We start from the raw sequence: 25,641 nt of genomic DNA on the forward strand, positions 1-25,641 counted from the left end.
CTTTAGTTAAGTAAGTTTCCTAACGATGCGCAGTGTAAAAGGTTCTTAAACTCACAGTCAACGGGTGAACGCGTCGTGCCCGGCATCATTTGATGGCAGGGTCGCGGCCATGGTGACGTTGGATCGGCTCGTGAACGTCCTTGGCGGATACGGGGCGCGGCTGTGGTGCTGCCCGGTGTCGCGCGAGGTGGCCTTGCGCGACGTGGTGATGCACGACGCCGCGGATGCCCGCGACCTGCGCGGGGACGTGTATCTCGCCGTGGGGACGGACTCCGTCGCGGCGGCCGTCGATCTGGCAACGGCGGCGCGGGCGTCGGTCGTCCTGGTCCGCGGGTCGGCGCCTGATCCGGCGGCGGCCGAACGTGCGGAGCGCGGCGGTGTCGCGGTACTGCTGGTGGAGCCGGACGTGTCCTGGGGCCAGCTCGCCGGCGTGGTCTACGGGCTCGTCCTGGAAGGCCGCGAGACCGAGTCGGGCCGCGGTCCGACCGACCTGTTCGCGCTGGCCGACAGCCTGGCGGACGCGCTCGGCAGCGCGGTGACCATCGAGGACCGGCTCTCCCGGGTCCTGGCCTACTCCAGCAGGCAGCACCTGGCCGACCGGGCGCGGCTGGAGACGATCCTCGGCAGGCGTGTCCCGGAGCCGGTCCGCGAACTGTTCGAACGCCGGGGCGTGTTCGAGCACCTCGCGGAATCCGACGAACCGCTGTTCGTCGATGCCGATCCCGAACACGGGCTGACCGGGCGCATGGTCGTCGCCGTCCGCGCGGGCCGGGAGCTGCTGGGCTCGATCTGGGTGGAATGCGACCGGCCGCTGACCGACGCCCGGCGCGCGGTCCTGCGGGACAGTTCACGCACGGTCGGCCTGCACCTCCTGCGTTCCCGGGCGAGCGCGGACCTGGAGCGGCAGGTCGAATCCGACCTGGTGATCCGGCTGGTGGAGGGAACACCGGACGCGGCGGCCGTGCTCAGCAGGCTCGGCCTGCCGCCCGGCCGGTTCCGGGTGATCGCGCTCCAGGCCCATATCGGCGACGAGCGCCACGCCGCGCTCCTGCTCGCGTTCGAGCGGGCGACGACCGGTTTCGGCTGGTCACGGCCGGGTCGCAGCACGTTGTTCAGCAACACCGTCTACACCGTCCTGCCCGGGGACGACGTCGAGGCGGCCAGGGCGTGGGTGCGTTCGATCCGTGAGGCGCTGCCCCGGCAGGTGACGATGCTGGCCGGGATCGGCGCGGGCGCGGCGTCGGCGGAACTGCCGGCCAGCAGGCTGGAAGCCGACGAATGCCTCGCGTTGCACGCCGTGCGACCGGGCACCGAATCCGCGATCGCCTACGACGAAGCCTGGGACGACATCCTCGTGCAACGGCTGCGGGCCGCCGCGGCGTCCGGCAGGGCGCCGGCCCGCGGCCCGATCACCGAGTTGCGGCGGCACGACAGCGCCAACGCCACCAGTTACGTCGCGACGTTGCGCGCCTGGCTCGAGGCGCAGGGGGATCTCGCGGAGGCCGCCGAGCGGCTGGAAGTGCACCCCAACACGATCCGGTACCGGCTCCGGAAGATGGCGGAGGTGACCGAACTCCGCCTCGACCAGCCCGCGAAACGGCTGGCGATGATCATCGAGCTGGCCGTGTCCGAACCGGCCCCTTGACCGTTCCGACCAAAACGATCCGCCCGGATTGTCGGATCCGGACAATCTCCGCCGCCCGGATTCGAGCCATCCTGACCGCGACAGCACCACTCGTGCAGCGGAGGAATTCATGGGCGAGCTCGACCGGATCGACGGCGGCCCGCGTTCGGCGATCGTGATCGGAGCCGGCGTGGTCGGCCTGTCGACCGCGTGGTTCCTGCAGGAACGCGGCGTCGGCGTCACAGTGCTGGACCGCGAAGGCATCGCGGCGGGAGCGTCGTGGGGCAACGCGGGCTGGCTCTCCCCCGGCCTCTCGATCCCGCTCAACGAACCCGGTGTCCTGCGCTACGGACTGCGGACACTGCTCGACCGGCAGGCACCGCTGCACGTCCCGCCGTCCCCCGATCCGCGGCTGTGGTCGTTCCTCGCCCGCTTCGCCGCGAACTGCACGGGACGTTCGTGGACCCGTGCGGTCGAGGCGAACTCGCCGCTGAACGAAGAGTGCCTGGAAGCCTTCGACGTCCTCACCGCGAACGGGGTGGACGCGCCGACCATCGAAGCGCCGATCACGGCGGCGTTCGAGACCGCGGACCAGGCCGCGGCGCTGATCTCCGAACTCCGGCGCATCGGGGAGACCGGACAGGACATCTCCTGGACACGCCTCACCGCTGCCGATCTCGCCGAGCGCTTTCCCCAGGCCACGGCCCGGCTCGGCGCCGCCGTCCGGATCGACGGGCAGCGCTATGTGGACCCTGGCCGGTTCGTCGAGTCGCTGGCACGGGCGGTGGTCGGCCGGGGCGGCACGATCCGCCACAAGTTCGACGTCGCTTCCCTGCGCGCGTACCGGCACGCGCTGAGTGTGCGCTCGAAGACCGGCCAGACGGTGAACGCCAACGCGGTCGTGCTGGCCACCGGTGCCTGGCTGGGTGACCTGGGCCGGAAGTGGGGAGTCAAGGCCCCCGTCCGCGCCGGACGCGGCTATTCCTTCACCGTGCCGACCGACCGTCCGGTGCCCGGCCCGCTCTACCTGCCGGACATCCGCGTGGCGTGCACGCCGTACCGAGGAGGCCTTCGCGTGGCCGGGACCATGGAGTTCCGGAAGCCGGACGCGCCGCTGGATCCGGCCCGGATCGCCTCGATCATCGCCTCGGCACGGCCCTTCCTCACCGGACTGGACTGGGAGGGACGCACCGACGAATGGGTCGGCTCCCGCCCGGTCACCACCGACGGACGGCACGTGATCGGCGCGACGAGCACACCCGGGCTCTACGTCGCGGGCGGGCACGGGATGTGGGGACTGACCCACGGCCCGATCACCGGACGGCTCCTCGCCGAGCACATCACCACCGGCAAACAGCCGGAGGCCCTGCGCCCGTTCGACCCGCTTCGCCGATGACTCCGGACAACGAAATCTCCGTCGAACAGTCCGAAGTGGACCGGCTCCGCGCCGAAAACGCCCTCCTGCGCGCCGAAAAGGACCTTCTGTTGAAGGCCGCGATCGGGTTCGCCACCGACGCGGGCGTCTTCCGGCACCGGTCACCCGAACCCGAGGCCCGCTGACCGACGCGGGCCTCACCGAAGGTCTGTGGGGGTCGGGTCCTTTCCGCGCCCGGCCCCCGCAGACGTATCCACCGAAAGGCGATCACCACCATGTCCACCGTCTCGTCAGGCCCTTGGCTGACCCCGGAAGCGCACGCGCGCCTGGTTCGGGAGCTCGCGACGCTGCGGCGCCCCGGCACCGGCGACCGGTACGGCGACGACGACGAAATCGCGCACAACATCCACCGGCAGGCCCGGATCCGGCAGATCGAGGACATGCTGCGCGGCGCCGTCGTCGGACAGGATCCGCCCGACGACGGGATCGCCGAGCCCGGCATGGTGCTCACCGTCCGGTACGACGACGGCGACACCGAGACCTTCCTGCTCGGCACGCGGGACGAGGCGGGCCACAGCACACTCGAGGTCTACTCCCCCGACTCCCCGCTCGGCCGCGCGCTTCACGGCGCGAAGCCGGGCGAGAGGCGGGAGTATCGCGTGCCCAGCGGCGGGGCGGTGCGCGTCACGCTTCTCGACGCCAAGCCCTACGGGCGCCATCGGGAGACCGCACACTGACCCGCTCCTCAGCTCGGCAACCGGGAGTCCGAGTCCTGAACCCCGATCTCCTAGGACTCCTCGAGGAGGTCCTCGATCAGGATGGGGATGTGCCGGACCCGGATGCCGGTGGCGTTGTGGACGGCGTTCGCGACGGCCGCCGCCATCCCGACGATGCCGATCTCGCCCAGTCCCTTCGCGCCGACCGAGTTGTGCAGGGTGTCCGGGTACTCGACGAAGTGAACGTCGACCTCGGGGATGTCCGCGTTCACCGGGATCAGGTAACTCGCGAAGTCACCGTTGGCGAATCGCCCGTTCTCCTCGACCTCCAACCCCTCGTGCAGGGCGGCCGAAACACCCCAGATCATGCCTCCGAGGATCTGGCTGCGCGCCGCCGCGGGGTTGATGATCCGGCCGGCGTCGAACACCCCGAGCATGCGGGACACCCGGATCTCGCGGGTCCACTTGTGCACGCGGACTTCGCAGAACTGCGCGCCGAACGAGCTGAACGAATGTTTCGTCAGCTCCTCGCCGGGCGCCGAGGAACCGGTCACGGCCAACGAGGGGCGGTCCAGTGCCCGCAACAGTTCCCCGAAGGACATCGTCCGGTCTCCCGCCAGCACCTGGCCGTCCGCGTAGGAGACGTCCATGCCGTCGAACGGCGCGCCGGGTGCGGACGCCAGCGCGAGCAGCTCGTCGATCGCCTTGGCCGCGGCGATCATGATGGCCGTGCCCGCGCTCGCGGTCGCCGTGGAACCGCCGGACATGCCTCCGGGTGGCAGGGTCGAGTCGCCGAGCCGCGGTACCACCCGGTCCGACGGGATGTCCAGCGACTCCCCGCCCACCAGGGAAAGCACGGTCAGCAGACCCGTGCCGGGGTCCGCGCCGCTGGTCGCGACGACGGCCGTGTCGTCGGGCAGCAGGGTGATCCCGACGGTTGCCGGGAACCGCAGCGCGGGGAACATCGCGGTGGCCGTGCCCATGCCCACGAGCCAGTCGCCGTCCGCGCGCCCTTGGGGTGCGCGATCCGCCCAGCCGAATCGCGCCGCGCCGACGCGGAAGCATTCGTCGAGGTGTTTGCTCGACCACTGCAGATCGTTGCCGGGCGGGGCGGTCGAATTGTTCCGCTGCCGCAGCTCGATCGGGTCCATGTTCAGCGCGACCGCGAGTTCGTCGATCGCGCTCTCCAGCGCGAAGGATCCCGGTGCCTCCCCCGGCGCCCGCATGAAGGTGGTCGGCGGGATGTTGAGCGGCACCATCTTCTGGCTGATGGCGAGGTTCCGGGTGGCGTACCACTCGCGCGACGTGCCGTGCGACGTCGGCTCGACGAACGACCGGTCCATGGGCGTGCTGCACCACGAATCGTGCCGCAACGCGTTCAGCGTGCCGTCGTGCTCCGCGCCGAGGGCGATCTTCTGCACCGTCGCGGCGCGGCCGGCGGTCGCGGTGAAGACCTGTTCCCGGCTGAGCACGGCTTTCACCGGCCTGCCCAGCACCCTGGCCGCCGCCGCGGCGAGGAACGCCGGGGTGGACGTGCGGCCCTTGCCGCCGAACGCACCGCCGACGAAGGGATTCACCGCGTGCACCTCGGACGGCTCCGTGCCCAGCGCCATCGCCAGTTCCGCCGCCTGGAGGTCGGATCCCTGGTTGCCGCTGTGGATCGTCAGGCCGTCGGGCCCCCACACCGCGACCGCGGAATGCGGTTCCATCGGGGCGTGATGCTGGGTCGCGGTGGTGTACGTGTTCTCGACGACCACCGGACTCTCGGCGAGCGCGTCTTCGATGGACTCGACACCGTCGGCGAGGATCGCGAGTGACGATGGGCCGCCCCTCCCGTCAGGCGCTTCTTCAGCCGAGGCGAGGCCGTCCTGCAGCGAAGTCAGTGCAGGCCGGGTCAGGTAGGAGACCTCGACCAGCATGGCCGCGTCGCGCGCCTGCTCGTAGGTCTCGGCGACCACGAACCCGATCGGCTGGCCGTAGTAGGTGACTTCCTTGTCCTGCAACGGAACCCAGGTCTCACCCATGAACGGCGTGGTCGGAGTGCGCAGTTCCAGCGGATCGAAGGGCGTGTACACGCCGATCACGCCGGGCGCGCCCTTCGCCGCCGTGACGTCCATCGTGTCGATCTCGCCATGGGCGATCGTGCTGAGCACGACGTAACCGTGGACCAGTCCGGGGAAGGTGTGATCCGCCCCGTACTCGGCCCGGCCGGTGACCTTCAGCGGCCCGTCCACCCGGCTGGTCATGCGCGGCTCCCCTCGGTCAGTTCGAGCAGCGCGCGGACGATGGTCCGCCGCAGCAACGACGTCTTGAATCCGTTCGCGGCCAACGGGCGCGCTCCCTCGGCGGCGAGCGCCGCGGCCTCTTCGAAAGCGGCGACCGTCGCGGGCGCACCCCGCAAGGCCTCCTCGACCGCGGGCAGCCGCCACGGCACGGTGGCCACGCCGCCTGCCGCGACCCGGGCGTCGACGACGCGCGAGCCTTCCACTCGCAGGGCGACCGCCGCGGAGCACAGCGCGAACTCGTAGGACTGCCTGTCCCGCACCTTGACGTAGGTGGAGTTCGACGCCCAGTCCAGCCGCGGGACCACGACCTCGGCGATCAGTTCGCCGGGCCGCAGGTCGTTCTCGACCTCGGGAGTGTCGCCGGGCAGGCGATAGAAGGAGCCCAGCTCGACGGTGCGGCTCCCGGCCTCGCTGACCAGGCGGAGCCGCGCGTCGAGGGCGACCAGTGCGACGGCGACGTCGCTGGCGTGGGTCGCCACGCACGAATCGCTCGTGCCCAGCACCGCGTGCATCCGGTTGGCGCCCGAGATCGCCGGGCAGCCGCTGCCGGGAACTCGCCGGTTGCAGGGCATGGCGACGTCGCGGAAGTACGAGCAGCGCGTGCGCTGCATGAGGTTTCCGCCGATGCTGGCCATGTTCCGGATCTGCTGGGAGGCGCTGAGCAGCAGCGCACGGGAGATCGCCGGGTACACCCCGGGATGTCCGGCGATGTCCGCCATCCGCTCCAGCGCGCCGAAACGGAGCCCGTCGACGGTGTCGATGCCGCGCAGCGGTACCGCGTTGATGTCCAAAACCTGCTGCGGTGTCAGGACATTGAGTTTCATCAGGTCGACGAGAGTGGTCCCGCCCGCCAGGAACGTGCCGGACGAGCCGACCGCGTCTTCGACGGTCTCGGGTGCGAGCAGCTCAAAGGGACGCATCGGCCCTCCTCGCCTGCTCGACCGCGGCGACGATGTTCGGGTACGCCGCGCATCGGCAGAGATTGCCGGACATGAACTCCCGGACGTCCTCGACGTCTTGCTCGACGGCGGCGACGGCCGACATGATCTGCCCGGATGTGCAGAATCCGCACTGCAGGGCGTCCTGATCGACGAACGCCCGCTGAACCGGATGCAGACCGTCCTCTGTGGACAGTGCTTCGACCGTGGTCACCGGCTGCTTCACGGTGGCGGCCAGGGTCAAGCAGGAGAGCACCGGCCGTCCGCCGACGTGCACCGTGCAGGCGCCGCACTGCCCTCTGTCACAGCCCTTCTTCGGGCCCGTGACGGCGAGCCGCTCCCGCAGGGCGTCCAGCAGGGTCACCCCGGGTTCGACTCCGAGATGTTCCGTCCTGCCATTGACTTCGAGTGAGATGTCCACTGGATCTCTTTCCGCAGATCGTCCGGGCCGGGGGGCCCGACGGCGTAGGTTGAGGTGGTGGGGAGTCCGTTCGCGAAGTGAAACGGATATTCATCCGCTTCGATTTTCAAGTTAGCGGAATACAATCCGCTCGGCAAGGTCGATGCTCCCCCTGGAGTCGCTCCAGGTCCGACGGGTTCCTCGGCTACATTCACCGGACAACGGGTCGGCGGACAGGAGGGGCCATGACGACGGGATCGGTCAATCCCCGGCGCGCGGACACCCGCCGCAACCACGAGCGCATCCTCGCCACCGCGGCGAAGTCGCTGGCCTGTTCCGGCGAAGTCTCCTTCAACGCCATAGCGAAGCAGGCCGAGGTCGGCGTCGGCACGGTGTACCGGCACTTCCCCACGCCGGAGGCCCTCATCCTGGCGGTGTACCGGCGCGAGGTGCGCCAGCTCGTCGAGATCGTGCCGAGCCTGCTCGAAAAATACCCGCCGGAGCAGGCGTTCCGCGTGTGGACGACCGACCACCTGGCGCACTACATGATGACCAAACGCGGCCTGGCCGACGCTCTGCGCGCCACGACCGCCTCGCGGGGCGAGCTGCCCGCGGGGGCCTACCAGGACATGGTCGGCGCGGTTTCCACCTTGCTGCAGGCCAACGTCGACGCCGGCACCGTCCGGGCGGGCCTGGAGCCCGAGACCGTCCTACGTGGACTGGGCGGACTGCTGTACCTCGACCCGAAAGGCGAATGGCGGCGCGACGTCGCGAACCTGCTCGACCTGCTGTGGCACGGAATGGGCACCGGCAGGCCCTGACACGCGCGTCACGGCCGGGGAATGTTCCGGAGGTTGGCCCGGGCGAGGTCGATCATCCGCCCGACCCCGCCTTCGAGGACGACCTTGCTCGCGGCCAAGGCGAACCCACCGAGCTGACCGGCGGTGATATGCGGCGGGACGGACAGCGCGTTCGGGTCGGTCACGACGTCCACCAGCGCCGGTCCGTCGTGGGCCAGCGCTTCCTTGAGGGCCGCGCGCAGCCGGGTCGGATCGGTCACCCGCTCGGCGCGCAGACCCGCACCACTGGCGATGGCGGCGAAATCGACCTGGCGGTGGTCGGTCTGATAGTCGGGCAAGCCGTCCACCAGCATCTCCAGCTTCACCATGCCCAGCGAGGAATTGTTGAACGTCACGATCTTGACCGGGAGGTCGTGCAGGGCAACGGTGAGCAGTTCGCCGAGCAGCATGCCCAGCCCGCCGTCGCCGGACATCGACACGACCTGCCGTCCCGGATAGGCGAACTGCGCGCCGATGGCGTGCGGCAGGGCGTTGGCCATCGTGCCGTGCAGGAACGACCCGATGACCCGGCGGCGCCCGTTGGGGGTGAGATACCTGGCCGCCCACACGTTGCACATACCGGTGTCGACGGTGAAGATCGCGTCGTCCGCGGCGAGCTCGTCGAGGAGATCTGCGGCGAACTCGGGGTGGATGGGCACGTGCCGCTCGACGTTGCGGGTGTAGGCGTCGACGACCTGTTCCAGCGTTTTGCAGTGATCACGCAGCATGCGGTCCAGGAACGTCCGGTCGGTCTTGCGCCGCAGGAGCGGCTGCAGGGCCCGCAGGGTCTCCCGCACATCGCCGTGTACCGCCAGTTCGAGCGGGGTGCGACGGCCGAGGCGGGTCGCGTCGTGGTCGACCTGCACGGTCCGTGCCTGAGGAAGGAAGGAGTCGTAAGGGAAATCGGTGCCCAGCAAGACCAGCAGATCCGCGTCGTGCATGGCCCGGTAGCAGGCGCCGTAGCCGAGCAGGCCGCTCATCCCGACGTCGTAGGGATTGTCGTACTGGATCCATTCCTTGCCGCGCAGACTGTGGCCGACCGGCGCCTGCACGGTCTCAGCCAGCTCCATCACCTCCGCGTGCGCGCCGCGCACCCCGGCGCCGGCGAACAAAGTGACGGTCTCGGCGTCGTTGATCAACTCGGCGAGCCGCGCCACCTGGGCCTCGGGTGGCACGATCGTTCCGTGCTCGGTGACCGGCGCTCCGGACCCGGTGGGCGCGACAGCGTCGAGGTGCGCGACGTCGCCGGGCAGCACCAGCACCGAAACCTCGCCGCGGGACACCGCGTGCTGCATGGCGATCCGCAGAACCCTCGGCATCTGAGCGGGCCCGCTGATCTGTTCGCAATAGCCGCTGCAGTCGACGAACAGCCGTTCGGGATGGGTCTCCTGGAAGAAGCCGGTCCCGATCTGCCCGGACGGAATGTGCGACGCGAGCGCGAGCACCGGGGCGCCGGTGCGGTGCGCGTCGTACAGCCCTTGCACCAGATGGGTGTTGCCGGGCCCGCAGCTACCCGCGCACACCGCGAGCCGCCCGGTCAGCTGGGCCTCGGCGGCCGCGGCGAAAGCGCCCGCCTCCTCGTTACGCACATGGACCCACTCGATCCCCGGGGTGCGGCGGATCGCGTCGACGACGGGGTTCAGGCTGTCCCCGACAACGCCGTAGATCCGTTCCACCCCGGCCTGCACCAGGACTTGGACGAACTGCTCGGCGACGTTGGGCTTGGCCATGACGACCCCTTCGATGCTTCGGCGGCGGGACACCCCCATGATCCACGTGCGCGCCCCGCCTCGCAGGTCCTAGCGAGAGATGGCCTGATCGAGTCAGCAGCGGGAGCGGGCTCTGCGCGGGTAGCGGTTTCGCGTGTCTGGATGGACGACACACGTGCGTGGAAGGACGACTCGCGTGATCAGACGGACGACTCGCCGCGGAGCCACGGCCACGGGCGTGTCGTCCATCCAGACACGCGAGTCGTCCGCCGGATCACGCGAGTCGTCCGGTCGATCACGTGAGATCGTCCGCCCTAGCCGAGTTCGGCCGAGGACCCGACGACGACGGCGTAAAGGTCACCGATCGTGGCGAGCGCCGCGCGGTGCTGGTCCGCGGCGGTCACCGGACCGACAGCGGAGGGAAGTGCGCGTGTGGCGCAGGCCCCGGCCACCACGGTCGGGGTGTTCCCGCGCAGGAACGCGCCCTCAGCGGTGAACGTGACGCACATATGCGTCATGAACCCGGCCACGACGACGTCCTGATGCCCGGCGGCATCGACAAGCTCGCCCAGCCGGGTCCCGACGAACGAGTTCGGCGCGGTCTTCACCACGACCTCCTCACCCGGGCCGGGGGCGACACGCTCGTGGATCCGGCCGATGTCCTGGCCGAGGTCGTACGGGCTGCCCTCGCCGCCGTCGTGCATGACGTGGATGACCGTCGCACCCTCGGCACGGGCGCGCGCCAGCAAGGTGGCCGCCTCGTCGAGCGCCGCTTCCCAGCCGTCGAGTTCCATCACGCCGCCCGTGTAGGTGTTCTGGTAGTCGACGAGGATCACGGTCGCGTCCGAGAGTGTCGCGGGGGTCGTCGGCAAGGTGCTGATTTCGCGGAGGGTGGTGCTGGTCATCGTGTGTTCCTTCGCTTTCCGGTCGGTACGGCTACCATGGTCGCTGACCCGATCCGATAGTGAGATACGAATTCGGGTCAGCTGTGGTCGGCATCGGCCGACATCCGCGGGAAGGGATCGATGAGCGCTCCGAGTGTGGCCGTCCTGGCGTTCGAGGGGATCAGCCCGTTCCATCTGGCCGTGCCGTCACTGGTGTGGGGAGCCGAATCCCCGGCGGGCGACATGGAACCGTGGCCGATCACGGTCGCCGCCGTTGCCCCGGGCAGGCTCGCCACGAGTGCCGGCTACTCGATCGACGTTCCCGCCGGACTGGACGTGCTCGCGGAGGCCGACATCGTCGTCGTGCCGTGGTGGTCCGACCCGGAATCCTCGACAACCTCGCCCGTGGCAGATGCACTGCGAGCCGCGCACGAACGCGGAGCACTCGTCGTCGGGCTCTGCCTGGGCGTCTTCGCCCTCGCGGACGCCGGCATCCTCGACGGGCGTGCCGCGACCACCCACTGGAAATGGGTCGAAACCTTCCGGAGGCGCTTCCCTTCGGTGGAGCTGCGCCCCGAAGAGCTGTACGTCGACGAAGGCGACATCGTGACCGGCGCCGGCGCGACCGCGGGGATCGACACCTGTCTCCACCTGCTCGCCCGCACGGCCGGGCAGGTCGTCGCCAACCGCGTCGCCCGCAGGATCGTCGCCGCGCCGCACCGCCCCGGCGGCCAGGCGCAGTTCATCGAGCTTCCCGTACCGGCCGCGGACGAGGACCCGCTCACCACCGTGATGAGCTGGGCACGGTCGCATCCGGACATGCCGCACAGCATCGACGACCTCGCCGCCCGGGCTCATATGAGCCGGAGCACCTTCACCCGCTCGTTCCGCGCCCGCACCGGGACCACCGTCCACGGCTGGCTCGTCGCACAACGGCTCGCGCGGGCACGCCACCTTCTCGAGACGACCGCGCTCGGCGTCGACGCGGTCGCCGCGCGGTCGGGGTTCGGCACGCCTGCCCGTCTTCGCGAGCACTTCGCCACCGCGCTGGGCACGACGCCGACGCGCTACCGCCTCGAGTTCTCCGCGGGGAAATCCTTTTCCCGCAGCTGACGGGAAAGTGGAATCATTATTTCCGCAAACCGGCGGGGCTGACTGTGAGCACGGAAAGCGCCATGTCCTACACTCTTGTTTTCACCCCGGTGAATAGCTCACCCCGGAGGGTGAGCTCTATCGAGTGCATTGCCCGGCGGAACTGGATCGAAGAAGCCGTTCCGGGGCAAGATGGCCCGGGCACGAAGACCGGCGTGACGGAGGACCATGTGGAGCTGTGCGGAACCCCCATCTTCGACTCTCTGGTCGAGGAGACGAGGAAGGCGGCCGCCGGAAATGGCACGCTCCCCCGCGATGACAATTCCGAATCGAGCGAGCCGCGTACCGATGACGGCAAGGAAAGCAAATGACGATCACCGGACGCGATGAACGAACGAAATAGCCTGTTGTCGATTTTCAGTCTGTTTCCGGTGAATGCGCTTCGCCGGAAACACCGGCGGAATTCTGCAGATCGTCGAGCAACCCCAACTGGCCGGCGATGACCCCGGTCAGGATCCCGCGAGCGACCGCGAGGAGTTCGGCGACCGACGGGCTGGTCAACGAGTAGGAGACGGTCGTGCCCTCCTTGCGTGGCACCACCAGGTTGGCGCGACGCAGGACGGCGAGCTGCTGGGACAGGTTGGCGGGCTCGATACCGAGGTCGGCGAGCAACTCCGAGACGTGGTGGTCCCGCTCGCTGAGCAGTTCGAGCACGCGGATCCGGACGGGATGCCCCAGCGTCTTGAAGAATTCCGCCGTCGCCTGATAAAGGGGGCTGTTCATCGGCATCCCTTCCCCGCCGGCCCGGCGGTCCACACGAGCTGATCGTGCCCGATTCGCGGAGCCGCCGAACCTCACCTCGCGCGGATCCGGCACGACCACACCCGATCAGGGCACAAAATCGCGTTACTTCGACACCGGCACACGCCCATGAATTGCATATTTATGCAAGTCTGCATATCAAAGAAGGTGAGAACACCTGTGAGTCACGGCATGCGGGATTCCGCGAGCCTCCTGTCGACCCTCCGGCCCACCACGAGGAGTGGACGGTGACCACACGCCACTCCCTCCCGACCGCCGCCACCCGGGCTCACCTGGCCCTCGCCGCGCACGCGGCGGAGCTGGCCGATCTCGCCGCGAACGCCGCCCGGGTGGACACCACAGGGGAACAGGACGCGTGCTCGACGCGGGATCATTCCGGCCTGATCGGGATGGCGCAGCAGATCCTCGAAGCGGCGGTGGTTGCCGCGCGGCTCGACGGTAAGACGTGGCAGGAGATCGCGTGCGGACTCGACGGGGCGACACCGCAGTCCGTTCGGACCCGGTACTGGCCCTCGGTCGTGCGATTCCGGGCGGATCCTTTCCCAACGCAGGACGCACGCCATGAAGCCGCACCGGGACACACCGAGCAGACGGCCTTCCGCCTACGCCGGCTGCCGACCCCGGACCTGCGACCCGACGCCGCGCCCGAGACCGCGACGGCGCCGACCGGCCACCTCGCCTTGGTCACCATCCCTGCCGAACAGGGCGAAGGCGAAGCGACGCGTGAACCGGCGGCCGCGGACGCCCGGCTGAAGATCGCGGAAAGGCTGGTCGCCGCCTACGAGCGGATCGCGACCAACGACCGCCAGCCCCCGCAATGGATCCTCGACGGTCTGGCCCACGCCCGACGCACGGCCGCGGAACTCCGTGCCCACGCGGGCACGCCGCCTGAATGACTCTCGGCTGGAAGCTACACCGGGGTCGCGAGACCGGCTTCGCGGTCGAAGTCGTGCTCGTCCTCGGTCTTCGTCCGCGCCACCATCTTCGCGACCAGGTCGAAGATCGGCGTGGCTTCCTGCGGGAAGGTCACGCTCTGCTGGTTCGCGCTCTCGGCGATCATGAACCGCTACTCCTCAGGGGTGATGACTACAGCGACCGTTCACTCTAACGGTCGCGCCGATGGTGACGGGCCGTATTCGGAGTTTTCGGTCGAACTTCCCCGGAGGCGACTCGCAAGGGACTCAGGAATCCCTTGTGGGCACACGATCGGCGACCAGCTCGTGCTCGCGCCTGGTCAGCACCAGCGGATCGCCTTCGGTGATGGCCACCGTGTGCTCGGAATGGGCCGTGCGTGAGCCGTCGGCCGAGCGGATGGTCCAGCCGTCGTCGTCGAAGACGATCCGGTCGGTCGTACGGGCGAACCAGGGCTCGAGGGCGACGGTGAGTCCAGGCTGGAGCTTCAGGCCCCGGCCCGCCTTGCCCTTGTTGGGAATGTGGAGTTCCTCGTGCATGGTGCGGCCGATGCCGTGGCCGCCGAACTCGGTGTTCACCGGATAGCCGTGGGCACGGGCCACCGCCCAGATGGCCGCGGAGATGTCGCCGAGGCGGTTGCCCGGACGCGCGGCCTCGATCGCGGCTTCCAAGGCCTCCTCGGTGGCGCGGACGATCCGCAGGTCCTCCTCGGCGGGCGTCCCGACGATGACCGTGCGCGCCGAGTCGGCCGCCCAGCCGTCGATCTTCACCGCGAGGTCCGCGGTGAGCACGTCCCCGTCGCGCAGCGTGTAGTCGTGGGGCAGGCCGTGCAGGACGGCGTCGTTGACCGCCAGACAGATGACGTTGCGGAACGGGCCTTTACCGAAGGACGGCGCATAGTCCCAGTAGCACGACTCCGCGCCGCGGCGTTCGATCATGCCGCGTACGTGATGTTCGAGGTCCATCAGGTTGACGCCCACGTCCGCGAGATCGCCGACCTCGGCGAGCACTTCGGCGACGAAACGCCCGGTCACGTGCATGCGCTCGATCTCGGCGGGCGTCTTCAGTTCGATCATGGGACCCTCTGCCACTGGTTGGTATTATTATACCGGCACCTTAACAGAAGCCGGTATAATAATACCAACCAGTGGCGTTCTACCGTGGCGGGCCGCAGCGCTCGATCGCGTCGAGCAGGATCCCGCACGCGAGCTCGATCTCCTCGGCGGTCACGGTGAGCGGGGGCATCAACCGGATCACGCTGTCGTCGCGGCCGCCGAGTTCGACGATCAGGCCATGCTGCAGCGCGTGAGCCTGCACGGCGCGGGCGTATCCGCCCGCCGGGCGGCCATCGCGCGGATCGGCCAGCTCGATCCCCCACATCAGGCCGAGGCCGCGAACCTCACGGACCCAGAGGTGGTCGTGGAGGATGCCGAGTCGTCGCGAGAGCTGTCGCCCGCGCTGCCGGACATTGCCCAGCACGTCGTCCCGCCGGACGACGTCGACCGCCGCCGCACCGGCGGCGAACGCCGCCTGGTTGCCCCGGAACGTGCCGCTGTGCGCACCGGGCGCCCAGCCGTCGAGTCGCTGGTCGTAGAAGATCACCGCCACCGGAAGCCCCATCCCGCTCAAGGCCTTCGAAGCGATGATCACGTCGGGCTCGATGTCATAGTGCTCGAACGCGAACCAGGTTCCGGTGCGGCCGCACCCCGTCTGCACCTCGTCGACCACGAGCGGGATGTCCAGTTCCGCGGTCAGCGCGCGGACACGCCGCACGAAATCGCGGTCCGCCGGAATGATCCCGCCTTCGCCTTGCACCATTTCCAGGATCACCGCGGCGGGAAGGGGGATGCCGCCGTTGGGATCTCGCAGCGATCGTTCCAGCAGGCCCACGCAGTTGGTCTCGCAGGTGTCCGGCGAAAGCCCCACCGGGCACCGAGCGCAGTAGGAGTACGGGAAGAAGTGCACTCCGGGTACGCCGTTCGCGATCGGCCGTTTCTGGGCGACGAGACCGGTCAACGCCATCGCGGCGTGGCTGGAGCCGTGGAATCCGCCCTGGAAGGACACCAGGTCGCCACGGCCGGTCGCGGTCTTGCAGAGTTTGATCGCGGCGTCCACGGCGTTGGCCCCGCCGGGACCGCAGAAGTGCATCCGCGTCCGCGAGCGCAGGCCGGGCGGCAGCATCGACAGCTGAGCGTCGACGAAGTCGCGTTTCGCCGGCGTCGGGAAGTCCAGGCCGTGAGTGAGCACGTGGAGTTGTTCGGTGGCCGCGTGCACCAGTTCGGGATGGTTGTGGCCGAGGGAGAGCACCCCCGCGCCCGCCAGGAAGTCGAGGAAGACGTTCCCGTCCACGTCCCACAGGTAGCTTCCCGCCGCGCCCGCGATCGCGATCGGCAGGTTGCGTGGATAGGCCCGCGCAGTGGATTCCCACTGGCGCTGGTGTTCGAGGTACTCCGCGGAGCGCGGCCCCGGCAGGGCACCCTCGACGTGAGGCGTCCGTTTCGTCGTGGAAATGTGGGTCATGGCAGTCTCCTTGCCGCGGCGATCTCCTCGGCCGTGTCGAGTTCGACCGCCGGGTTGGCGTGCCAGCGGGTTCGTGCCGGGGCCACGGTGCCCTTCATCAGGAACGCGTCGGCCTCGACGATCGCTCCTTCCGCCATCGTCACTCCATAGTGGACGAAGGCGCCGACGCCGAGCGTGCATCCCGCGCCGATGGCGATGTGGTCGGATTTGAAGGTCCCGTCTTCGAGCGAATGTCCTTGCACGACGGTGTGCAGGTTGAGCACACAGTCGTCGCCGACGCTCACCAGGGAGCGTTCCGGGATCGCGCACCCGTCGTCGAAGACACGGCGGCCGATCCGGACGCCGAGACGGCGCAAGAGGAACGGCTTGAACGGTGTCCCGTCGAACAACGCGAGGTAGCGGGCGGGGCTGAGCTTCCAGAATCGTTCGTGCCGCCAGAAGGCCGGGTCGTAGATCGAGCAGAACAGCGGCCGCATCGCCCGGAAGCCCTGTACGGCCAGTTCCGCCAGCATGAGGAACGCGACCGAGAACACCAGTGTCGCGACGATGCCGCCGCCGACGGCCAGTGAGCCGATCCGGTCGTGCAGGGCGCCGGCGGCCGCGCCGATCAGCAGGACTCCGAACAGGTGGAGCCAGTGCACGAGCAGGTAGACGCCGATGGTGACGGTGTTGTGCCGGTTCTTCGCCCGCAAACCCTGGCGCAGCGCGTCCCCCGTGCCGAGGTGCTCGAACCCGGTGTCGCGGCGGACGGTGCGGGGGATCTCGAACGCGGGCGATCCCAGCAGGCCGACGTTCTCCCGGACCGGTCCGTCCAGGGGAACGAGAACCTTGGTGGCCAGCAGGCAGTTCCGGCCGATCCTCGCGTCCGGCGGGAAGGCGATCTCGTTGCCGAGGAACGCCTGCGGCGCGACGGACGTCCTGCGCAGCCGGAACGACGATGCCGAGAAATCGGCGTTGAGCAGTGAAAGGCCGTCCGAGACCATCGTCCCGGTGCCGACCGTGCTGAGGAACGGTGTCTCGTGTTTGACCTCGACCCCGAAGTTGGATCCGGTCTGCTGGACCTTCGACAGGTCGTATCCCAGCGCGCGCAGGTAGTACACGATGTAGCTGCTGTCGCCGAACAGGTACGTGTACGCGCGCAGGTTGGTCAGCCGCGCGATCAGCCGCTGGATCGCGAAATGCCTGCCGTAGAGCGGGTAGACGCGGTCTGGCTGGAGGAACAGGCCGAGCAGGCGCGGGAGCACGAGGACGACCGCCAGTCCGGCGAGCAACGCACCGAAGTACAGCAGCGCCGAGTCGGCGATCCGGCCGAGGTAGAAGGCCCAGCTCGTGAAGTCCACCGTCGTCGTGAACCACTGTTCGACGAGCACACCGGCACCGCCCAGGGTCAGTGGCAGTGTGCCGAGCAGCAGAAGCAGCAGGCTGGACGCGCAGAAGGCGATCGGCCTGAGCCTGCCGCGCGCGACCGTACCCAACGCCCGGTAGTCCACGGTGGACAGGCGGGCAGGAGACCCGTGCCAGCTCTCGCCGTCAGGGACGGACTGTCCGGAGTTCAAGGAAGACGAGTGGCCGAGCTGCGCGTCGTCTCCGAGAGCTGTGCCGATGTCGAGCACGGTCATTTCACCGACGAAGGCGTTGGCGCCGAGCGTGACCGTGCCGGTCTGGATCCGGCCCGCCCTGGCGCGGTAGCACGAGAAGAAGGCGTCCTTCCGGATGACAGCGCCGGCACCGACGCGGAGCAGATCGGTGCAGACCGGCGGGTTCCGGGACAGGATCAGGGCGCCCTTGCCGATGTCCGCCCCGAGCGCCCGCAGATACCACGAGTACAGCGGAGTGCCGACGAACAGCATCAGCGGGCTGAACCTGACCAGGGTCTTGACCGTCCAGAAACGCAGATAGCCGACGCTCCACAGCGGGATCTCACCCGGTTTCCACCGGCCCACGATCATCCACTTCGCCACGATCGGCACCACGGAGAGAACGACGAACACGACGAGCCCGAGCCCGGCGGCGCGCGCGTAGCTCTCGGCGAACCCTGTCGCGGCGTCGATCCAGAGGAATCCCGTGTCCAGGAGCCAGCCCGAACCGGCGGCGTAGGCAAGGAAGGCCAGGAGCTGGAACACTCCACAAAGGACATAGGACACGGTGGACGCCCGGCGTGGCTCCTCGGCGCGGGCGATCGTGACCTCGGCCGCGGAGGCGGTCGCGTCGGCGAGGGCGCGAATGGTGGGATTGAGGTACACGTCCCTGGCCGACAGCGGCGCGACCTCGCCCCGTTCCCGGACCACGGCACAGAACTTGGCCAGCAGCAGGGAGTCGGCGCCATAGTCGTCGAAGAAGTGCCCCGTCACCGAGATCGGCTCGATCCCGAGGACACCGCTCAGAGCCTCGGCCAAACGCAGTTCGGTCTTCGTCGTGGGCGCCACGTAGTCGACGTCGTTGCCCGCTCTTCGTGGGCTCGAGGGTGCCGGGAGATGCTTGCGGTCGGCTTTGCCCGCCGGTGTCAACGGGATGTGGTCGAGCCGTTCGAGGTAGGCGGGCACCATGTAGCCCGGCAGCAGTTCCGCCAGGCGGCGGCGTAGTTCTCCGGGATCGACGTCCTCGTTGTCGCGCCGCAGGCTGTAGTAGGCGACCAGTTCCGTGGTGCCCGCTTCCGGATGGTGGGTTTCGACCACCGCCTGGGCGATTCCGGGGATCCGCAGGAGGACCGACTCGATCTCGGTGAGTTCGACGCGGTAGCCGCGGATCTTCACCTGGGTATCGGCGCGGCCGTGGTATTCGATCTCGCCGTCGGGGGTGATCCGGCCCAGATCGCCGGTGCGGTAGATCCGGCGGGACGGGTTGTGCCCGATGCCGAGGAAGTCCGGGATGAACGCGCGCTCGGTCAGGTCCGGCCGGTTCAGGTAACCGCCGGCGAGCCCGATCCCCGCGATGCCGATCTCCCCCAGTTCGCCCGCGGCCAGCGCCCTCGGCTCGTCCGGATCGAGGATGACGACCGAATAGGTGGGCAGGGGCACCCCGATGGTCACCGGCCGGTCGGGCCGCAGCACCGACCAGGTCGCGGTGACCGTGGCCTCGGTCGGGCCGTAGACGTTGAGGAACCGCCGGTCCGCGCGATACCAGCGGCGCACGAGGTCTTCGGGGCACGCTTCGCCGGACACCAGGAGGAACCGCAGCAGCGGCAGGTCCTCGTCGAGGCTGGCCAGCAGGGTCGGGACACAGCACAACGCGGTGACCCGGTTCTCCCGCAGGAATTCGAGGAGGTCGTGCCCGACCAGAGCGGTCCCGCCGGGTTTCGGCACGAGCGTCGCGCCGCTCAGCAACGGCACCCAGATCTCCTCGACCGAGAAGTCGAACGCGATCGTCATGCCCTGGTAGACCCGGTCGGTTTCCTGGATGCCGTAGACGTCGGCGGCGACCGTGACGAAGTTGCAGATCGAGGCGTGGTCGATCGTCACGCCTTTCGGGCGTCCGGTCGACCCGGAGGTGTAGACGACGTAACAGAGTTCGTCGGCCGGCGCGCCCTTCTCGGCCCGGCTGAGCCGGGTTCCCGGCAGTGCGGCGATCCGGTCCGAGTCGTCGTCGAGGCAGACCACGTCGACACCGCCCGGCTCGAACCGATCCCGCAGCCCGGAAATCGAGATCACGAGCCGGACGCCTGCGTCCTGGACGATGTAGGCCAGGCGGTCGTCCGGAAAGCCCGCGTCCAGCGGCACATACGCCGCGTTGACCTTGAGCACCGCGAGCATCGCGACGTAGGGATGCACCGGTTCGGTGAACAGCAGCCCGATCCGGTCACCGGGCCGCACCCCTCGCGTCAGCAGGTGCCGCGCGAGCCGATTGGCCCGCTCGTCCAGCCCGTCGAACGTGACCTTCACGTCTCCCGCGTCCACCGCGAGGCGGTTCCCGAGACCGTCGGCGCGCAACCGGTCGCAGAGCCGCTCGTACAGCAGCTCCAGCCGATCACCGGTGCGCCATCGAACCCGCTGGTCGTGGCCGTCGCAGGTCAGTACCAGGCCGTCGGTGGTGAACTGCCCCGACGGCTGTCCGTACGGGCTCATGCCCTGTCCTCCGCCAAGCCGAAGGAGTCGTGCAGGGCTCGGACGGTGGTGTCGACGACGTCGGCGGGGATCACCGCGGTGAGGCGCGACCGCGACGTCGTCATCGCCGGCACCGCGACCCGGTGCCCGGCGAGGACCCGCAGCAACTCGGGCAGGAAACCGGGCGGATCGAGCAGCGCCGTGCCGACCACGGATACCGAGCCGAGCTCCTCGAAGACCGTGGAGCGGGCGTCCAGCTCCGTCGCGAGCCGGGTGATCGGCGGGCCGAGTGGCTCCGTACCCCGGACCGTGAACCTGAGTTCGCCGGGATCGGGCCAGCTCAGGTTGTCCGGTCTCACTCCGCAGCCCGCCAGCATCGCGAGTACGCGTGCGTAATGGTCGGGGTCCGAGGCCGAAACCTCGACCCGGACCAGACGTACGTCGCGTTCGTGTGCGATACCGATGACGCGGGGCGTGTCTTCCAGCGGTTCTTCTTCCGCCTTGACGACGGTGGACGGACCGGGATCCGACGAGTGCTTCACCCGCACCGCCACCCCGTGACGGCGCGCGAGCTCGACGGATCTGGGATGCAGCACGCGGGCGCCGAGCCCGGCGAGCTCGACCATGGCGTCGTAGGAGATCGTCCGGACCGGCCGGGTGTCCCGCACGATCCGGGGGTCGGCCGTGCGCACGCCGTGGACGTCGGTGCGGATCTCGCATTCGGCACCACCGAGCGCGGCCGCCAGTGCCACCGCGGTGGTGTCGGAGCCACCTCTGCCCAGGGTCAGGAGTTCACCGTCGGCGGTCCGTCCTTGGAACCCGGCGACCACGACGACCTGCGCGTCCCGCAGCCGCGCGACGATCTTGCCGGGATCGATCCGCACGATGGTGCCCGCTCCCGGTTCGCCTGCGACCTCGATCCCCGCCTGGTCGCCCGACAGCGAGACGGCTTCGACCCCGCGCTCGGTCAGCGCCATGGCGAGCACCGCCGCGGAGACCTGCTCACCGGTCGCCATCAACTGGTCGAGTTCACGGGGAGCGGGCGGTTCGGCGAACTCGCCCGCCAAGGCGATCAGCCGGTCGGTGCTGTCCCCCATCGCCGACACGACGAGGACCACCCGATCCCCCGCTTCGGCGATCGCGGCCACCTCGGTGGCCACTTCGTTCACCATTGCCGGTGTGGCCAGCGACGAGCCACCGTATTTTCGTATGACCAGTCCTTCGCTTCGCGAATTCCGTAAATCCGTATCCGGGCTGACATCGAGTTCTGGGGAGAAATTCACCATTTTCCTTCATGAGGGCGCCGCAAATGGCCGCATTCGCGGCTGGGCATACGACAGGGTCCGGGACTCCCTGCCCGGTAAGACGACTCGGCAGGGACGACAGGTTTGGAAAGTAGTGCGGGACACATTCCACGGGTACCTCCATAAGTACGAAAGCTCGGCCGCCCGTTTCTCGCAGGCCATAACCCTGCGACAGCGGGTAACGCTATGACGGCAAACGGCCGAGTTCGATGGAATTAGGACAGAAGAATGACAAATTCGTAGCTGCTTCGAAATTCGGGAAAACATCGTCGTGACAAAACGGAACGAATTTCCCCACTCGCCGGGCATTACGAGATCCTTTTACCTCTCCGGCGCCGGGGAGGAAAACGTCATTCTTCCCGTTGACCGGAAAGCGGACACGCGGATACGCACGTCCGTCCTTTGTGGAGAATCGTCAGCCGACCGGCGAGGGGCTGCCCAGCCGTCCGTCGTGCACTTCGACGATCCGTTCCACCGCGGCGAGATGGACACGGTCGTGCGTGACCAGGACGGTGGCGGTGGCCCGCTCGCGCGTCAGGCAGGCGAGCAGATCGACGACCGCCGCGCCGCGCTCGTGATCGAGAGCGCTCGTCGGTTCGTCGATCAGCAGCACAGTCGGTTCGTTCATCAACGCGCGGGCGATGTTCACCCGCTGCCGTTGGCCGCCGGAGAGCTGGTGCGGGCGGCGTCCGGCCTGCGCTGCGAGCCCGACGGCGTCCAGCAGGTCCATGGCCACACCCCGTGCCCCGGCCGGGGAGCGGCCGTCGATCCGGGCCATGACCTGAAGCTGCTCGGCGGCCGTGAGGGCGGGCAGCAGATTCGGCTGCTGGAAGACGATCCCGATCTTGCGGCGGCGAAGTTCGGCGAGTTCGCCGCGGGTCAGTCCGGTGGTCGTGGTGCCGTCGACGGTGACGGTCCCCTCGTCCGGGGTGATGAGGGTGGCCGCGACGGCGAGCAGGCTGGACTTGCCGGAGCCGGAGGGTCCGGCGACCGCGGTGAGCGTGCCCGCCGGGACGTCCAGCGTGACGTCGTCCAGTGCGGTGAGGCGGGTGTCGCCGTCGGGATAGGTCAAGGTGACGCCGGTCAGGTTCAGGCTCATCGGGCACTCCCCAGTGCGGTCAGCGGGTCGACGGAAGTGATGCGGCGGACGGAAAGCGCCGCGCCCAGCGCGCCGAGCAGGATCATCACGGCGGACGGCACGAGCACGGTGGCCGGAGTCAGCAGGAAGGGCACGGCGGAGCCGGCGACCACCGCGCCGAGCCCGACGGCCAAGCCGGTACCGATGGCGGTGCCGCCGACGAGAAGGACGACGGCCTGGCCGAGCGCGTCCTTCAGCAGGAAGGCGGTACTCGCCCCCAACGCCTTGAGGACGGCGATGTCACCGCTGCGCTGGATGGTCCACACGGTGAAGAAGGCGCCGATCACGAGGGCGGAGATCGCGAACAGGAAGCCACGCATCAGCTGCAGGGAACCGTTTTCCGAGGTGTAGGAGCCGATCGCGGACAGCGAGTCGCCTTTAGAGACCGTCTTCGTGCCGGCGGCGACGTCGGTGGCCGCGAGATCGGCGCCGGCCGTCGTGGTCAGCGCGAGCACTGTCGCGCTCGGCTCACCGCCGGCGGGTGGCGCTGTCTTCGCCCAGACGTCGAGGCCTGCCCAGATCACCGGCGTGTGGCTGAACCAGGCGTCTCCCGTCACGGCGGCGACCGTCAGCGGACGCCCGGCCACGGCGACGGTGTCCCCGCTCCGGACGCCCAGCTCGTCGGCGGCGGACGTCGACAGCACCACCGAGTCGCCGGTGATCTTTTCGGCGTCCGGGGCGAGCGCGGATCCGGTCCGGACACCGAAAACGGAGATCCCGGCGCTGCGGTCGCCCGCGGTGGCCTTGGTGGTGGCGATGCCCAGCGGTTCGGCCGCGGTGACACCCGGGGTCTCGGCCCACTGCCGCCGCTGTGTATCGGTGACAGCGGAATTGGCGTAGGAGAGGCTCTGTCCGGGACCGGGGGCGGCGAAGACGATCTTGTCCGCGGGCAAACCGGTGATCGCGGAGATGTTCTGCTCACCCAGGCCCGCGGTGAGCCCGGACAACAGGCCGACCAGCAGGGTGATCAGGACGACGACGGCACCCATCAGGGCGAACCGTCCTTTGGCGAATCTCAGATCTCTCCAGGCGACGAACACGGCTCGGGTCTGTCCTCTCTGGCGGGTGGGCTGGTTACCTCTCCACGATCGCCGCCGGTGACCGCGCAGGCATCCGGCCGGAGATGGCACTTCGCCCGCCGGAAGACGGCACGCCGCCTCTACCTTTGGATAGAGGCGGCCGCGGATCCCGCTCCGTAATCTGGACGCACTGTGACCGCCGTGCCCGCTTTGACCCCGACCAGCCGGGTGCTGACCTGGTGTCTGCACCTGCTGCTCATCGCCCTGCTCACGCTGGCGGCCGCGCGGGCGGTGGCGGACGGCTCGCCCGAAGCGGGAGCGGTCGTCGCGGCGGCGGCGACGTGCGCCGTGGTGTACGCGGTCGGCCCGCTTCTGCCCCGCGTCAGGACGTCCCGGCGGGCGGCCCTGTGGTGGCTGATCGCGGTGGGCGTCGTGTGGCTGGTCCTGCTGGTGCTGACCGCCGACGGCGTCTGGGTCGCCTTTCCGCTGTACTTCCTGCAGTTGCACCTGCTGCCGCGCCGCCAAGGCCTGGTCGCGGTGATCGCGACCGCGCTGGCGGCGATCACCGCGTTCGCCGCCCACCAGGGTTCCTTCGTCCCGGCGGCGGCGATCGGCCCGGCACTCGGCGCCGCCGTCGCGGTCGCCGTCGTCTGGGGCTATCAGGCGCTGTACCGCGAAAGCGAACGGCGCCGGAACCTGATCGAGGAGCTCACCGCCACCCGCGCCGACCTCGCCGAGGCCCAGCACGAGGCGGGAGTGCTCGCCGAACGGGAGCGGCTGGCCCGCGAGATCCACGACACCCTCGCGCAGGGCCTGTCGAGTATTCAACTTCTGTTGCGTGCGGCGGAAAGGACACTGCCCGATACCGCGGGGAACGCCGCCCGCTACGTCGAACAGGCTCGTCAGGCCGCCGCGGACAACCTCGCCGAAGCCCGCCGGTTCGTCATAGCACTGTCTCCTCCGGCGCTCGACGACACCACACTGGCCGACGCGCTGGCCCGGCTGTGCGCCACCACCAGTTCGCGGCACCGGATCACCGCGCGCTTCCAGCTCGACGGCGACCCCGTTCCGCTGCCGACCGCGCACGAGGTGGCGTTGCTGCGCATCGGTCAAGCGGCACTGGCGAACACCGTCCGGCACGCCGAGGCGTCCACCGCCGACGTCACGTTGAGCTACCGCGGCGAGTACGTCACCCTCGCCGTCGTCGACGACGGCGTCGGCTTCGACCCGGACCACAGCGGCTTCGGGCTCACCGCGATGCGCACCCGGACCGAAGCGCTGGACGGGATCTTCACCGTCGAGTCCTCCCCCTGCCGCGGCACCACCGTGTCCGCGCGACTGCCCAAGGAATGCCCGTGACCGAACCCCCGATCCGGCTCCTGCTGGCCGACGACCACCCCATCGTCCGGGCCGGGCTGCGTGCCGTGCTGGAAACCGAACCGGGCCTCGTGGTCTCGGCCGAAGCCGCGACCGCGGAAGAAGCGGTGGTCCGGGCCGCCGAAGGCGACATCGACGTCGTGCTGATGGACCTGCGTTTCGGCTCCGGCATGACCGGCGCCGAGGCCACCGCGGCGATCACGGCGCGGCCGGACGCTCCGCGGGTCCTGATCGTCACCACCTACGACACCGACGCCGACACCCTGCCCGCCATCGAAGCGGGCGCCACCGGCTATCTCCTCAAGGACGCCCCGCCCGAGGATCTGGCGGCGGCGGTGCGCACCGCCGCCGCCGGCCGCACCACGCTCGCCCCGACCGTCGCCGACCGGCTGATGAACCGGATGCGGATGCCCGCCACCGCACTGACGCTGCGCGAGATCGAAGTCCTGGTCCTGGTCGCCGACGGCCTGTCCAACCGGGCCATCGCGGACCGGCTCCACCTGACCGAGGGCACGGTGAAATCCCATCTTGCCCGCAGCTACACCAAACTCGGCGTCGATTCGCGTACCGCCGCCGTCGCCACCGCGACCGACCTCGGCCTGATCCGGCGCTGAGCGGCAGGGATGACCGGCTGTCCGTGAAGGCCT

General features: G+C 69.4%; 23 protein-coding genes. 10 read left to right on the forward strand and 13 right to left on the reverse strand.

All coding sequences use genetic code 11. From position 1 onward, the window contains the following. Positions 1 to 109: 109 nt before the first annotated feature. From DMH01_RS17330 to DMH01_RS17340, 4 genes are all read left to right on the forward strand, one after another. Positions 110 to 1,645, forward strand: coding sequence for a CdaR family transcriptional regulator (locus DMH01_RS17330; RefSeq protein WP_125677959.1), 1,536 nt, complete (start codon positions 110 to 112; stop codon positions 1,643 to 1,645). Between the two features lie 109 nt (positions 1,646 to 1,754). Further along, positions 1,755 to 3,020 carry an FAD-binding oxidoreductase gene (locus DMH01_RS17335; protein ID WP_125677960.1) on the forward strand — a complete coding sequence of 422 codons (1,266 nt, stop codon included), beginning with the start codon at positions 1,755 to 1,757 and terminating at the stop codon, positions 3,018 to 3,020. Beyond that, a complete protein-coding gene (locus DMH01_RS43010) occupies positions 3,017 to 3,184 on the forward strand; it encodes a hypothetical protein (protein ID WP_199745521.1) in 168 nt (55 codons plus the stop codon). Before DMH01_RS17335 ends, DMH01_RS43010 begins: the two co-directional genes overlap by 4 nt. 90 nt (positions 3,185 to 3,274) lie before the next feature. Then, the gene (locus DMH01_RS17340; RefSeq protein WP_125677961.1) at positions 3,275 to 3,736 is read left to right on the forward strand and encodes a GreA/GreB family elongation factor; all 462 of its coding nucleotides are present in this window, start codon (positions 3,275 to 3,277) and stop codon (positions 3,734 to 3,736) included. A gap of 50 nt (positions 3,737 to 3,786) precedes the next feature. Here DMH01_RS17340 and DMH01_RS17345 read toward each other — a convergent pair whose 3' ends face one another. Genes DMH01_RS17345 through DMH01_RS17355 form a run of 3 tightly spaced genes read right to left on the reverse strand, consistent with a single transcriptional unit; the run spans position 3,787 to position 7,359 of the window. Beyond that, on the reverse strand, positions 3,787 to 5,961 hold the full coding sequence (locus DMH01_RS17345) for a xanthine dehydrogenase family protein molybdopterin-binding subunit (protein ID WP_125677962.1): 2,175 nt from the start codon (positions 5,959 to 5,961) through the stop codon (positions 3,787 to 3,789). Next, positions 5,958 to 6,920 (reverse strand): xanthine dehydrogenase family protein subunit M, encoded by a 963-nt coding sequence (locus DMH01_RS17350; RefSeq protein ID WP_125677963.1) that lies wholly within the window; start codon positions 6,918 to 6,920, stop codon positions 5,958 to 5,960. The genes DMH01_RS17345 and DMH01_RS17350 overlap by 4 nt, the downstream gene beginning before the upstream one ends. Beyond that, positions 6,907 to 7,359 (reverse strand): (2Fe-2S)-binding protein, encoded by a 453-nt coding sequence (locus tag DMH01_RS17355; RefSeq protein ID WP_125677964.1) that lies wholly within the window; start codon positions 7,357 to 7,359, stop codon positions 6,907 to 6,909. The genes DMH01_RS17350 and DMH01_RS17355 overlap by 14 nt, the downstream gene beginning before the upstream one ends. Before the next feature lie 224 nt (positions 7,360 to 7,583). On the opposite strand from DMH01_RS17355, the gene DMH01_RS17360 reads away from it, so the two are divergent. Continuing rightward, positions 7,584 to 8,159 carry a TetR/AcrR family transcriptional regulator gene (locus tag DMH01_RS17360; protein WP_125677965.1) on the forward strand — a complete coding sequence of 192 codons (576 nt, stop codon included), beginning with the start codon at positions 7,584 to 7,586 and terminating at the stop codon, positions 8,157 to 8,159. An 8-nt stretch (positions 8,160 to 8,167) separates the two neighbouring features. Here DMH01_RS17360 and DMH01_RS17365 read toward each other — a convergent pair whose 3' ends face one another. After that, the gene (locus DMH01_RS17365) at positions 8,168 to 9,907 is read right to left on the reverse strand and encodes a pyruvate dehydrogenase (RefSeq protein WP_125677966.1); all 1,740 of its coding nucleotides are present in this window, start codon (positions 9,905 to 9,907) and stop codon (positions 8,168 to 8,170) included. Between the two features lie 293 nt (positions 9,908 to 10,200). Next, on the reverse strand, positions 10,201 to 10,791 hold the full coding sequence (locus tag DMH01_RS17370; RefSeq protein ID WP_125677967.1) for an isochorismatase family protein: 591 nt from the start codon (positions 10,789 to 10,791) through the stop codon (positions 10,201 to 10,203). 120 nt (positions 10,792 to 10,911) lie between these two features. Here DMH01_RS17370 and DMH01_RS17375 point away from each other — a divergent pair, with 120 nt between their 5' ends. Both DMH01_RS17375 and DMH01_RS17380 read left to right on the forward strand, forming a co-directional pair. After that, positions 10,912 to 11,883, forward strand: coding sequence for a helix-turn-helix domain-containing protein (locus tag DMH01_RS17375; RefSeq protein ID WP_125677968.1), 972 nt, complete (start codon positions 10,912 to 10,914; stop codon positions 11,881 to 11,883). Between the two features lie 62 nt (positions 11,884 to 11,945). After that, positions 11,946 to 12,233: a hypothetical protein gene (locus DMH01_RS17380; RefSeq protein ID WP_125677970.1), complete on the forward strand. Its 288-nt coding sequence runs from the start codon at positions 11,946 to 11,948 to the stop codon at positions 12,231 to 12,233. Positions 12,234 to 12,279: 46 nt separating this feature from the next. Here the strand turns inward: DMH01_RS17380 and DMH01_RS17385 are convergent, their stop codons facing one another. Beyond that, positions 12,280 to 12,645: a helix-turn-helix transcriptional regulator gene (locus tag DMH01_RS17385; RefSeq protein ID WP_125677972.1), complete on the reverse strand. Its 366-nt coding sequence runs from the start codon at positions 12,643 to 12,645 to the stop codon at positions 12,280 to 12,282. A 266-nt stretch (positions 12,646 to 12,911) separates the two neighbouring features. Here DMH01_RS17385 and DMH01_RS17390 point away from each other — a divergent pair, with 266 nt between their 5' ends. Then, on the forward strand, positions 12,912 to 13,580 hold the full coding sequence (locus DMH01_RS17390; protein ID WP_125677975.1) for a hypothetical protein: 669 nt from the start codon (positions 12,912 to 12,914) through the stop codon (positions 13,578 to 13,580). Between the two features lie 14 nt (positions 13,581 to 13,594). Here DMH01_RS17390 and DMH01_RS43015 read toward each other — a convergent pair whose 3' ends face one another. From DMH01_RS43015 to DMH01_RS17420, 7 genes are all read right to left on the reverse strand, one after another. Then, positions 13,595 to 13,744 carry a hypothetical protein gene (locus DMH01_RS43015; RefSeq protein WP_167373467.1) on the reverse strand — a complete coding sequence of 50 codons (150 nt, stop codon included), beginning with the start codon at positions 13,742 to 13,744 and terminating at the stop codon, positions 13,595 to 13,597. 121 nt (positions 13,745 to 13,865) lie between these two features. Then, the gene (map, locus tag DMH01_RS17395; protein WP_125677977.1) at positions 13,866 to 14,672 is read right to left on the reverse strand and encodes a type I methionyl aminopeptidase; all 807 of its coding nucleotides are present in this window, start codon (positions 14,670 to 14,672) and stop codon (positions 13,866 to 13,868) included. A 79-nt stretch (positions 14,673 to 14,751) separates the two neighbouring features. Continuing rightward, on the reverse strand, positions 14,752 to 16,116 hold the full coding sequence (locus tag DMH01_RS17400; RefSeq protein WP_125677979.1) for an aspartate aminotransferase family protein: 1,365 nt from the start codon (positions 16,114 to 16,116) through the stop codon (positions 14,752 to 14,754). Further along, entirely contained in the window at positions 16,113 to 20,177 is a 4,065-nt protein-coding gene (locus DMH01_RS17405) for a Pls/PosA family non-ribosomal peptide synthetase (protein ID WP_125677981.1), read from the reverse strand. Before DMH01_RS17405 ends, DMH01_RS17400 begins: the two co-directional genes overlap by 4 nt. Beyond that, positions 20,174 to 21,442: an aspartate kinase gene (locus DMH01_RS17410; protein ID WP_125677983.1), complete on the reverse strand. Its 1,269-nt coding sequence runs from the start codon at positions 21,440 to 21,442 to the stop codon at positions 20,174 to 20,176. Before DMH01_RS17410 ends, DMH01_RS17405 begins: the two co-directional genes overlap by 4 nt. A gap of 433 nt (positions 21,443 to 21,875) precedes the next feature. Further along, the gene (locus DMH01_RS17415; RefSeq protein WP_125677985.1) at positions 21,876 to 22,559 is read right to left on the reverse strand and encodes an ABC transporter ATP-binding protein; all 684 of its coding nucleotides are present in this window, start codon (positions 22,557 to 22,559) and stop codon (positions 21,876 to 21,878) included. Next, the gene (locus DMH01_RS17420; RefSeq protein WP_125677987.1) at positions 22,556 to 23,638 is read right to left on the reverse strand and encodes an ABC transporter permease; all 1,083 of its coding nucleotides are present in this window, start codon (positions 23,636 to 23,638) and stop codon (positions 22,556 to 22,558) included. The genes DMH01_RS17415 and DMH01_RS17420 overlap by 4 nt, the downstream gene beginning before the upstream one ends. Before the next feature lie 171 nt (positions 23,639 to 23,809). Between DMH01_RS17420 and DMH01_RS17425 the strand changes: the two genes are divergently transcribed. Together DMH01_RS17425 and DMH01_RS17430 are read left to right on the forward strand one after the other, a co-directional pair. Continuing rightward, positions 23,810 to 24,976, forward strand: coding sequence for a sensor histidine kinase (locus tag DMH01_RS17425; RefSeq protein WP_125677989.1), 1,167 nt, complete (start codon positions 23,810 to 23,812; stop codon positions 24,974 to 24,976). Then, positions 24,973 to 25,608 carry a response regulator transcription factor gene (locus DMH01_RS17430; RefSeq protein WP_125677991.1) on the forward strand — a complete coding sequence of 212 codons (636 nt, stop codon included), beginning with the start codon at positions 24,973 to 24,975 and terminating at the stop codon, positions 25,606 to 25,608. The genes DMH01_RS17425 and DMH01_RS17430 overlap by 4 nt, the downstream gene beginning before the upstream one ends. Positions 25,609 to 25,641 lie beyond the last annotated feature (33 nt).

Origin of the sequence: Amycolatopsis sp. WAC 04182 (assembly GCF_003947465.1) — a bacterium.
Lineage (GTDB): Bacteria > Actinomycetota > Actinomycetes > Mycobacteriales > Pseudonocardiaceae > Amycolatopsis.

What these genes read in the sequence shown, in the direction of transcription:
- DMH01_RS43015 (WP_167373467.1), bottom strand. Translation starts at nt 13,744, where the DNA reads ATGATCGCCGAGAGCGCGAACCAGCAGAGCGTGACCTTCCCGCAGGAA.
- DMH01_RS17360 (WP_125677965.1), top strand. Translation starts at nt 7,584, where the DNA reads ATGACGACGGGATCGGTCAATCCCCGGCGCGCGGACACCCGCCGCAAC.
- DMH01_RS17385 (WP_125677972.1), bottom strand. Translation starts at nt 12,645, where the DNA reads ATGAACAGCCCCCTTTATCAGGCGACGGCGGAATTCTTCAAGACGCTG.
- DMH01_RS17370 (WP_125677967.1), bottom strand. Translation starts at nt 10,791, where the DNA reads ATGACCAGCACCACCCTCCGCGAAATCAGCACCTTGCCGACGACCCCC.
- DMH01_RS17335 (WP_125677960.1), top strand. Translation starts at nt 1,755, where the DNA reads ATGGGCGAGCTCGACCGGATCGACGGCGGCCCGCGTTCGGCGATCGTG.
- DMH01_RS17400 (WP_125677979.1), bottom strand. Translation starts at nt 16,116, where the DNA reads ATGACCCACATTTCCACGACGAAACGGACGCCTCACGTCGAGGGTGCC.
- DMH01_RS17410 (WP_125677983.1), bottom strand. Translation starts at nt 21,442, where the DNA reads ATGGTGAATTTCTCCCCAGAACTCGATGTCAGCCCGGATACGGATTTA.
- DMH01_RS43010 (WP_199745521.1), top strand. Translation starts at nt 3,017, where the DNA reads ATGACTCCGGACAACGAAATCTCCGTCGAACAGTCCGAAGTGGACCGG.
- DMH01_RS17345 (WP_125677962.1), bottom strand. Translation starts at nt 5,961, where the DNA reads ATGACCAGCCGGGTGGACGGGCCGCTGAAGGTCACCGGCCGGGCCGAG.
- DMH01_RS17380 (WP_125677970.1), top strand. Translation starts at nt 11,946, where the DNA reads ATGTCCTACACTCTTGTTTTCACCCCGGTGAATAGCTCACCCCGGAGG.
- DMH01_RS17405 (WP_125677981.1), bottom strand. Translation starts at nt 20,177, where the DNA reads ATGAGCCCGTACGGACAGCCGTCGGGGCAGTTCACCACCGACGGCCTG.
- DMH01_RS17415 (WP_125677985.1), bottom strand. Translation starts at nt 22,559, where the DNA reads ATGAGCCTGAACCTGACCGGCGTCACCTTGACCTATCCCGACGGCGAC.
- DMH01_RS17375 (WP_125677968.1), top strand. Translation starts at nt 10,912, where the DNA reads ATGAGCGCTCCGAGTGTGGCCGTCCTGGCGTTCGAGGGGATCAGCCCG.
- DMH01_RS17350 (WP_125677963.1), bottom strand. Translation starts at nt 6,920, where the DNA reads ATGCGTCCCTTTGAGCTGCTCGCACCCGAGACCGTCGAAGACGCGGTC.
- DMH01_RS17330 (WP_125677959.1), top strand. Translation starts at nt 110, where the DNA reads ATGGTGACGTTGGATCGGCTCGTGAACGTCCTTGGCGGATACGGGGCG.
- DMH01_RS17365 (WP_125677966.1), bottom strand. Translation starts at nt 9,907, where the DNA reads ATGGCCAAGCCCAACGTCGCCGAGCAGTTCGTCCAAGTCCTGGTGCAG.
- map (WP_125677977.1), bottom strand. Translation starts at nt 14,672, where the DNA reads ATGATCGAACTGAAGACGCCCGCCGAGATCGAGCGCATGCACGTGACC.
- DMH01_RS17340 (WP_125677961.1), top strand. Translation starts at nt 3,275, where the DNA reads ATGTCCACCGTCTCGTCAGGCCCTTGGCTGACCCCGGAAGCGCACGCG.